At 68.1% G+C, this 8,508-nt stretch carries 9 protein-coding genes and 1 tRNA gene; 8 read left to right on the plus strand and 2 right to left on the minus strand.

The features are described 5' to 3' along the window. Positions 1–17: 17 nt before the first annotated feature. Positions 18–440, minus strand: coding sequence for a BLUF domain-containing protein (locus tag ACG0Z3_RS17715; RefSeq protein WP_394399866.1), 423 nt, complete (start codon positions 438–440; stop codon positions 18–20). 3 nt (positions 441–443) lie between these two features. Further along, positions 444–1,136 carry a GTP cyclohydrolase I gene (gene folE / locus ACG0Z3_RS17720; protein ID WP_394399868.1) on the minus strand — a complete coding sequence of 231 codons (693 nt, stop codon included), beginning with the start codon at positions 1,134–1,136 and terminating at the stop codon, positions 444–446. A gap of 43 nt (positions 1,137–1,179) precedes the next feature. Here folE and rsmB point away from each other — a divergent pair, with 43 nt between their 5' ends. The 8 genes from rsmB (at position 1,180) to ACG0Z3_RS17760 (ending at position 8,299) form a co-directional block, all read left to right on the plus strand. Next, the gene (rsmB, locus tag ACG0Z3_RS17725; protein ID WP_394399870.1) at positions 1,180–2,532 is read left to right on the plus strand and encodes a 16S rRNA (cytosine(967)-C(5))-methyltransferase RsmB; all 1,353 of its coding nucleotides are present in this window, start codon (positions 1,180–1,182) and stop codon (positions 2,530–2,532) included. 1 nt (position 2,533) lies between these two features. Continuing rightward, positions 2,534–3,094, plus strand: coding sequence for a DUF4390 domain-containing protein (locus ACG0Z3_RS17730; protein WP_394399872.1), 561 nt, complete (start codon positions 2,534–2,536; stop codon positions 3,092–3,094). Between the two features lie 43 nt (positions 3,095–3,137). Then, complete coding sequence (locus ACG0Z3_RS17735; RefSeq protein ID WP_394399874.1) at positions 3,138–5,426, plus strand: sensor histidine kinase; 2,289 nt, start codon at positions 3,138–3,140, stop codon at positions 5,424–5,426. A gap of 6 nt (positions 5,427–5,432) precedes the next feature. Beyond that, positions 5,433–6,164, plus strand: a complete 732-nt coding sequence (locus ACG0Z3_RS17740) for a response regulator (protein WP_394399876.1) — start codon at positions 5,433–5,435, stop codon at positions 6,162–6,164. A gap of 70 nt (positions 6,165–6,234) precedes the next feature. After that, positions 6,235–6,310: transfer RNA gene (locus ACG0Z3_RS17745), tRNA-Phe, on the plus strand. Positions 6,311–6,483: 173 nt separating this feature from the next. Beyond that, positions 6,484–7,773, plus strand: coding sequence for a tyrosine-type recombinase/integrase (locus ACG0Z3_RS17750; protein ID WP_394399878.1), 1,290 nt, complete (start codon positions 6,484–6,486; stop codon positions 7,771–7,773). Between the two features lie 113 nt (positions 7,774–7,886). Beyond that, positions 7,887–8,099 carry a helix-turn-helix transcriptional regulator gene (locus tag ACG0Z3_RS17755; RefSeq protein ID WP_394399880.1) on the plus strand — a complete coding sequence of 71 codons (213 nt, stop codon included), beginning with the start codon at positions 7,887–7,889 and terminating at the stop codon, positions 8,097–8,099. Continuing rightward, positions 8,096–8,299, plus strand: a complete 204-nt coding sequence (locus ACG0Z3_RS17760) for a hypothetical protein (protein WP_394399882.1) — start codon at positions 8,096–8,098, stop codon at positions 8,297–8,299. Before ACG0Z3_RS17755 ends, ACG0Z3_RS17760 begins: the two co-directional genes overlap by 4 nt. Positions 8,300–8,508: the final 209 nt, after the last annotated feature.

Genomic DNA, 8,508 nt, shown 5'->3' on the forward strand with positions numbered 1-8,508 from the left:
CGCGCCGCAGTGCGGCCTCAGCTGACCGCGATAGCGCCCGAAGCGCACATCTCGCGGAACAGCGCGGCCATCGCGCCGCCGCTCATCGCGTAGGGGTCGAGCCTGCCGGTCTCGGAGTACTTCAGCACCAGTGCCGGGTTGAGACGGTGCAGGTTGACCTGGCCCATGTTCCAGCCGGGGAAGCCGCGCTCGACGATCTCCTCGTAGCCCAGCAGGACGACATCGCGGTGGCGCTTGTCCAGCACGATGTGCTTGTAGCGCGCATTGACCGCCTCGCGCCCGCCCTCCAGCACCTGCACGAAGATGCCGTCGCTGTAGCACAGCAGGCCGGTGATGCCCTCGGCGGGGTTGTGCTCGCGCGAGGTCTTGAGGATCAGGGCCAGGTCGGCCTCGGAGAAGGCCGCGGTAGCGCGGCTGGCGTACATCAGGCGGACGAGCATGGTTCAGCCCTTGGAAATCAGAGACAGGAACTCGCGGCGCAGGTTGGCGTCCTTCATGAACGCCCCCCGCATCACGCTGTTGGTCATCTTGGACTCGCTGTCCTTCACGCCGCGCCAGTGCATGCAGAAGTGGTCAGCCTCCATCACCAGCGCCAGGCCGTCGGGCTGCACGCGTTCCTGCAGCTCGTTGGCGAGCATGGTGACAGCTTCTTCCTGGATCTGCGGCCGGCTCATGATCCAGTCGCACAGCCGCGCATACTTGGACAGGCCAATCAGATTGGAATGCTCGTTGGGCAGCAGGCCGATCCAGACCTTGCCCATGATGGGGCACAGGTGATGCGAGCAGGCGCTGCGCACGGTGATGGGGCCCACGATCATCAGCTCGTTCAGGCGGCTGACGTTGGGGAACTCCGTGACCGACGGCGCCTGCGCGTAGCGGCCGGCGAACACCTCGCGCACGAACATCTTGGCGACGCGCTTGGCCGTCTCCTGCGTGTTGTGGTCGCTGTCGGTGTCGATCACCAGGCTTTGCAGCACGGCCTGCATCTTGGCCTGCACCTCGGCCTGCAGTGCATCCAGCTCGCCGGGTTCGATGAAGGCGGCGATGTTGTCGTTGGCATGGTGGCGGCAGCCGGCCGACACGAGGCGGTAGCGGATGCGCTCAGAGACGGGGGCGTCAGGGGCGGGGGCATTCATGGACGGCGATTCTGGGGCCAAAGCCCACTTCTACACTGGCCCCATGTCCCAAAGCCCTTCCCCCGGCCACTCTTCCGCTCCGCTGCACCGGCTGCTGTCCCAAGCGGCTGACGCTGTGCAGGGCGTGCGCGACGGCCGCTCGCTGACCGACCTGCTGGCCAAGGTGCCGGGCGACCTGCGCCCCGGCACGCAGGCCCTGGCCTTCGCCGTGCTGCGCCGCCTGGGCAGCGCGCAGGCCGTGCGCCAGCAGCTCGCCCCGAAGGCGCCGCCGCCGCGCGTGGACGCGCTGCTGGTGACGGCGCTGGCCCTGTTGTGGCCCGACCCAGACGCCCAGGCTGCGCCTATGTATGCCGACCACACGCTCGTGGACCAGGCCGTTCACGCCGCCAAGCAGCGCGCGCCGGCCAGCGCCAACTTCGTCAACGCCGTGCTGCGCCGCTTCCTGCGCGAGCGCGACGCGCTCGTGGCCGCCGCCCAGCGCAGCCCACTGGGCGCCTTCAACCACCCGAACTGGTGGGTGGAGAAGCTGAAGGCCGACTGGCCCGCCCAGTGGCAGGCCATCCTGGCGGCCAACAACCGCCCGCCGCCGATGACGCTGCGCGTGCATGCCCAGCGGGGCACGGCGGCCGACTACGTCGAGCGCCTGGCCACGTTGGGCATCGCGGCCCGCACGCTGGGCGCGCCCACGCCCCAGGCGGTGATGCTGGACAAGCCGGTGCCGGTGGCCGCGCTACCCGGCTTTGCCGAAGGCCAGGTGTCCGTGCAGGACGCCGCCGCGCAGCTGGCCGCGCCACTGGTTATCGGCATGGGCACGGACCAGCCGCTCAGGCCCGGCGCCCGCGTACTGGACGCCTGCGCCGCCCCCGGCGGCAAGACGGCCCACCTCCTGGAGCTGCAACCCGACCTTCAGCTCACCGCGCTGGACGCCGACGCCCAGCGCCTGGCCCGCGTGCAGGACAACCTGAAACGGTTGCAACAGCACGCAACGCTGAAGGCCGCCGACGCCCGCCAGACCGCCGCCTGGTGGGACGGCCAGCCCTTCGACGCCATCCTGCTGGACGCGCCCTGCAGCGCGTCGGGCATCGTGCGCCGCCACCCCGATGTGCGCTGGCTTCGCCGGCCCGGCGACATCGGCGCGCTGGCACAGATCCAGGCCGAGCTGCTGGACGCGCTGTGGCCGCTGCTGGCCCCGGGCGGACGGCTGGTCTACGCCACCTGCTCGGTGTTCCGCGCCGAGGGCCAGGCCCAGCTCGACGCGTTTTTGCAACGCCAGCCCGACGCCAAGTCCCACGACAGGCCCGGCTTCACGGGCCACCTGCTCCCCGTGGCCGAGAATGCCGGCTCGCAGCCGCCGGCCCTGGACGGCTTCTTCTACGCGTTGATCACCAAGCCCTGATTTGCTCGCCCGCATCGCCATTGCCGCCTTCATCGCCATGCTGCTCGCGCTGCTGCCGGGCGGTGTGCGTGCCGATGGCATCGAGCTGGCGCAACTGGCCACCCGCAAGTCCGACGACGGCCTGGAGCTGAGCTTCACCACCCGCTTCGAGCTCAGCCGCGCCGCCGAGGACGCGCTGCACAAGGGCGTGCCGCTGTACTTCGTCGCCGAGGCCACGGTGCTGCGCAACCGCTGGTACTGGCGCGACGCCCGCGCCGCCCATGCCGAACGCACTTGGCGACTGGCGTGGCAGTCGCTGACACGCCAGTACCGCATCTCCACCGGTGGCCTGCACCAGAGCTTCGCGACGCTGGACGAGGCCCTCAACGTGCTGCGCGGCCTCAGCGCCTGGCGCATCGCCGAGCCCCGCGACATCGAGGACGGCAGCAACCACTACCTGGAGTTCAGCTACCGGCTGGACGTGACCCAGCTACCCCGCCCCATGCAGATCGGGCTGCAGTCCGGCTTCGCGCTGAGCGTGGAGCAAAAGCGCAACCTCGCGCCTGACTTCTCGCTGAAATGAGGCGCCCCGCCCGGCCCGACATGGTGGCAGCGGAGCCCTCCGCATGACCAAAGCCTCACGCTGGGGCTGGATCGTCACGCTGGTCACGCTGACCGGCGTGGCCGGCGTGCTGGCCTTCGTGCTGACCATCGGCACCACCAGCGAACGAGGCTTCTTCGAGCGCCACTACCACTGGCTGTACTGGGTCAACGTGGCCGTGGCGGCCGTGCTGACGCTGGTCATCCTGACGGCCGCCGTGCAGTTGGTGGTGCGCGTGCGGCGCGGGCGCTTCGGCAGCCAGCTGCTGCTCAAGCTGGCCTGCATCTTCGCGCTGGTGGGCGTGGTGCCCGGCGCGATGATCTACGCCGTCTCCTACCAGTTCCTGAACCGCAGCATCGAAACCTGGTTCGACGTGCGGCTGGCCAGCGCGCTGGAGGCAGGCCTCAACCTCGGTCGCGGCACGCTGGACACCATGGTCCACGGCCTCGGTGCCAAGACCCGCGACGCCGCCGAGCAACTGGCCGAAGGCGGCACGCCCCAGCTGCTGGCGCTGGAGCGACTGCGCGACAAGCTCGGCGCCCGCACCGTGGCGCTGGTGGGCGGGCGCGGCCAGATCCTGCTGGAGAGCGGCGGCGACACCAGCCAGCTCACCCCCGACCGGCCCAGCGACACCATGCTCAGCCGCGCCCGCGGCGGCACGCCGGCCAGCCAGCTCGAAGGCCTGGAAGACGAAGCCGCCGCGCTGCAGCACGGCGCCCAGATCCGCGCGCTGGCGCTGCTGCCCAACACCGAGCTGCGCCTGGGCCTGGGCGAGCGCTACCTGATGGTGATCGAGCGCGTACCGGCCAGCATGCTGAGCAACGCGCTTGCCGTGCAGACCGCCAATAGCGAGTACCAGCAGCGGGCGCTCGAGCGCGTCGGGCTGCGCCGCATGTACCTGGGCACGCTGACGCTGGTGCTCATCCTGGCCGTGTTCGGCGCGCTGCTGCTGGCCGTCACGCTGGGCAACCAGCTCGCGCGGCCGCTGCTGTTGCTGGCCGACGGCATGCGGCTGGTGGCGCGCGGCGACCTGTCCGTGCGCCCTGTGCTCGCCTCGCGCGACGAACTGGGCGGCCTGACCCGCTCGTTCGCCGACATGACCGGCCAGCTCGCCGATGCCCGCGCCCAGGTCTCGCGCACCGTGGCCGAGCTGGACGCCGCCCGCACCCACCTGCAGACCATCCTGGACAACCTGACCGCCGGCGTCCTCGTCTTCGACCCCGCCGGCTTCGTCGAGACCGTGAACCCCGGCGCCACTCGCATCCTGAAGCTGCCGCTGTCCGCCTACACCGGCCGGCCACTGGCCGACGTGCCAGGTCTTGCCGACTTCGCGGCTGCACTCGCTCAGCGCTTCGACCAGCACCTCGGCCCCGACCCCACTGAGCGCGACATGGACCGCGAGCTCTGGCAGGAGTCCTTCGAACTGCAGCTGGACCCCAAGCAGGACCCGCTGACCCTGCTGGTGCGCGGCGCGCCGCTGCCCTACGGCGCGCGGCTGGTGGTGTTCGACGACATCTCCGAAGTCGTCTCCGCCCAGCGCTCGGCCGCATGGAGCGAGGTGGCGCGCCGCCTGGCGCACGAGATCAAGAACCCGCTGACACCCATCCAGCTGTCGGCCGAGCGCCTGCAGCACAAGCTCGAAGCCAAGCTCGAAGGCGTCGACCAGGCCATGCTGGTGCGCTCCGTAGCAACCATCGTCAACCAGGTGCAGGCGATGAAGCAGTTGGTCAACGAGTTCCGCGACTACGCCCGCCTGCCCTCGGCCCAGCTCAAGGCGCTGGACCTCAACGCGCTGATCCACGAGGTGCTCAGCCTGTACGCCGAAGCCCAGGAGACCGGCCGGCTCGCCACACAGCTGGCGCAAGACCTGCCCCCCATCAAGGGCGACGTCAGCCAGCTGCGCCAGGTCATCCACAACCTCGTGCAGAACGCGCTGGACGCCGTGCACGACCGGCCCGAAGGCCATGTGGTGGTGCGCTCCTCGCTGTCGCTCACCGAGGACGGCAAACCGCGCTCCGTGCGGCTGCACATCCTCGACAACGGCCCCGGCTTTGCCGAGAAGGTGCTCAAGCGCGCCTTCGAGCCCTACGTCACCACCAAGACCAAGGGCACGGGCCTCGGTCTGGCCGTGGTCAAGAAGATCGCCGACGAGCATGGTGCGCGCATCACGCTGCGCAACCTGCACACTGCTTCCGATACGGGTTCTCCCGCTGATGACGGGCCGGAGGGCGCCGTGATCGGCGCACAAGTTTCGCTATCATTTTCGAATCTGGCGCCTGCCACCGAGCCCGGTGGCGCAGGCACCAAGACCTAAGGATTCATGGCCACCATTCTTGTTGTCGACGATGAGCTGGGCATCCGTGCCCTGCTCTCTGAAATCCTCAGCGACGAGGGGCACACCATCGAGCTCGCAGAGAACGCCGCGCAGGCCCGGGCCGCGCGCGAGCGCTCGCGCCCCGATCTCGTGCTGCTCGACATCTGGATGCCCGACGTCGACGGCGTCACCCTGCTGAAGGAATGGGGCGGCGCCGGCCTGCTCACGATGCCAGTCATCATGATGAGCGGCCACGGCACCATCGACACAGCCGTGGAGGCCACCAAGTTCGGCGCCATCGCCTTCCTCGAAAAGCCGATCACGCTGCAGAAGCTGCTGCGCGCCGTCGAGCAGGCCCTCGTCAAGACGGCACCTCCTCGCCCGGCCCCCGTCGCGCCCGGCCTGCCCAGCTACGCGCGCACCGAACCCGCGGCCGGCCCGAGCCTCGGTATGTCGGCTGCACCCTCCGGGCACAGCGCCGGCAGCCTCGCCGGCCATCTGCCCGCGAGCCACCACGGCAACGCGCTGACCTCCGAGCAGACCTTTGAGCTCGACCGCCCCTTGCGGGAGGCGCGCGACGCCTTCGAGAAAAGCTATTTCGAGTTCCACCTCGCCAAGGAAAACGGCTCCATGACCCGCGTGGCCGAGAAGACCGGCTTGGAGCGCACCCACCTCTACCGCAAGCTCAAGCAACTGGGCGTGGACCTCAGCCGCAACAAACGAGGCGCAGGAAGCTGACAGCGCACAGAAGTCTGTGCTACAGTGGCGGACTTCGCTGACCGGCAATAGCCAGACAGCAAAAAAACAAGGCCAAGTAGCTCAGTTGGTAGAGCAGCGGATTGAAAATCCGCGTGTCGGTGGTTCGATTCCGCCCTTGGCCACCAAACAATAGTTCGGCGAGGTCCGCTGAAGTCCAAAAGCCCTAGAGAAATCAACGCTCTAGGGCTTTTTTGTTGTCCAGCGAAGTGCAAGAACTTCCGCCAGCTTCCGGGGCTGTCATCAAGAACTTCTGCAAGAACTCCAGAATCGGGCTTCTTGCACCTCGAAAGTTCTTGCAGTGGCCAAGCACCTAATCCCCTCGGACGCGACCCTGAGGGCCATCAAGCCGGGCGATGTGCGCAAGCGCATCAATGACGGTGACGGCCTTTACCTACAGCTCTTCGTCAACGGCGGCTCGCACGGCTGGCGCTTCGCCTACAGCCTGGCCACCCGGCGCAACATCCTGAGCCTTGGCACCTACCCGGACGTGAGTCTGAGCCAAGCGCGGAAGCGGGCCGACGAGGCGCGCAAGCTGGTGAGCGAGGGCCTGGACCCAAGCAGCGCCCGCAAGGCGAGCAAGGCAGCGGCGGCGGAGAAGGCCCAGGCCGAACGGTTGGCCGATGCCGGCCTGCCCGCCGCCGGCTCCTTTGAGGCCGTGGCGCGCGAGTGGTTCGACACGCGGCGGGCGGGCTGGTCTACCAGCTACGGCGACAAGATCATGGCCAGGCTTGAGGCCGATGTGTTCCCGGTGATTGGTCGCCTGGCCGTGGGCAGCATCACCTCGCCCGAGCTGCTGGTCATGCTGCGCAAGATCGAGGCGCGAGGCGTGATCGAGACGGCCCACCGCGCCCGGGAGAACTGCTCGCAGGTGTTCCGCTTCGCAGTAGCCACCGGTAGGGCCGAGCGCGACCCGGCGCAGGATCTGAAAGACGGCCTCAAGCGCCCCGATGTGAAGCACTTCCCCGCCATCACCGAACCGGCCCGCCTGGCCGAGCTGCTGCGCGCGTTTGACGGCTACGCTGGCACCTACGTGGTCCGCGCCGCGCTCCGCTTGGTCCCGATGCTGCTTCTACGCCCGGGCGAGCTGCGGCAGGCGCGGTGGGATGAGTTCGACCTGGACGGCGCGACCTGGACGATCCCGGCCCACCGGATGAAGCGCGAGAAGGCCGGCAAGAAGGATGGTCCTCCGCACCTGGTGCCACTGCCGCGCCAGGCCGTGGCCGTGCTACGCGAGCTGGAGCGGGTGACCGGGCGCGGCGAACTAGTCTTCCGTGGTGAGCGTCACCACGACCGCCCCATGAGCGAGAACACCGTGAACGCGGCCATGCGAGCCATGGGCTTTCCCAAGGATGAGGTAACCGGCCACGGCTTCCGAGCCACCGCCCGCACCATGCTGGCTGAACGCCTGGGCGTTGACATTGTCGTGATCGAGGCGCAGCTGGCCCACAGCGTGAAAGACAGCCTCGGTCGCGCCTACAACCGCACGCAGTACCTCGACCAGCGCCGCGCCATGATGCAGACATGGGCCGACTACCTTGACCGACTCAGGCAGGGTGCGGATGTGGCGCCCATCGGCAGAGCCGCTTAGCCCGTCACAAACTTGTCGAAAATAGCGCAAACCCCAATTGACCCGCGAATGAACAAGCGACCTCTCTATAATTCCTTATGCATGCATACGCATGCGCCAACGTCCAATAGAAAATGACAAATTCTCTCGGCGATTCAATAGATCGCATCATTCGACTGCCGAGCGTATTGGCGCTGACCGGGCTCGGCAGGTCGTCCCTCTACGCAATGCAACGACAGGGCGGCTTTCCGTCAGCACGTAGGTTGTCGCCAAGTCGCAGCGTCGGCTGGCTGGAATCCGAGGTGAGGGCCTGGATCGCTTCGCGTAGCCCGAGAGTGATGCAATGAAGGCCGAGAACGTGACACCCCAAACCCGGGCCAAAAACGAGGCCGCCAAGGTCTGGACCGAACTGGAAGCATGCGCAGCTGACGACAAGCCCAGGCTTGATCGCCTCACCAGGGCCTGGACACGGCTCATCACCACACCGCACGGCCTCCCCGACGACCACGACACCATCACGACCGAAAGTGCTACGCGATGCAACTGAACAACCTCGACACCGAGCAGCTGGCCGAGACCCTGGCCCAGTCCGAAATCCTCCAGATGATCGACCCTCCCGGGATGCGCATCTGCGTATTTCAGCGATCGTGGACGCCCATTTCAGGCTGATCGTGGACGGCAAAACTGAGCTTGCCGTGGCGGCGCCGGGGAGGCGCGCAGGAACTGGTTTGAATGTAGCTGAATCGTCCACGATGA

The sequence above is a fragment of the Pelomonas margarita genome (assembly GCF_043555875.1).
In the GTDB taxonomy this organism is placed as follows: domain Bacteria; phylum Pseudomonadota; class Gammaproteobacteria; order Burkholderiales; family Burkholderiaceae_C; genus Pelomonas; species Pelomonas margarita.

Bases quoted from the DNA above. Each gene is read 5' to 3' on its own strand.
- folE (WP_394399868.1), bottom strand. From the start codon at position 1,136: ATGAATGCCCCCGCCCCTGACGCCCCCGTCTCTGAGCGCATCCGCTAC.
- ACG0Z3_RS17715 (WP_394399866.1), bottom strand. From the start codon at position 440: ATGCTCGTCCGCCTGATGTACGCCAGCCGCGCTACCGCGGCCTTCTCC.
- rsmB (WP_394399870.1), top strand. From the start codon at position 1,180: ATGTCCCAAAGCCCTTCCCCCGGCCACTCTTCCGCTCCGCTGCACCGG.
- ACG0Z3_RS17735 (WP_394399874.1), top strand. From the start codon at position 3,138: ATGACCAAAGCCTCACGCTGGGGCTGGATCGTCACGCTGGTCACGCTG.
- ACG0Z3_RS17760 (WP_394399882.1), top strand. From the start codon at position 8,096: ATGAAGGCCGAGAACGTGACACCCCAAACCCGGGCCAAAAACGAGGCC.
- ACG0Z3_RS17755 (WP_394399880.1), top strand. From the start codon at position 7,887: ATGACAAATTCTCTCGGCGATTCAATAGATCGCATCATTCGACTGCCG.
- ACG0Z3_RS17740 (WP_394399876.1), top strand. From the start codon at position 5,433: ATGGCCACCATTCTTGTTGTCGACGATGAGCTGGGCATCCGTGCCCTG.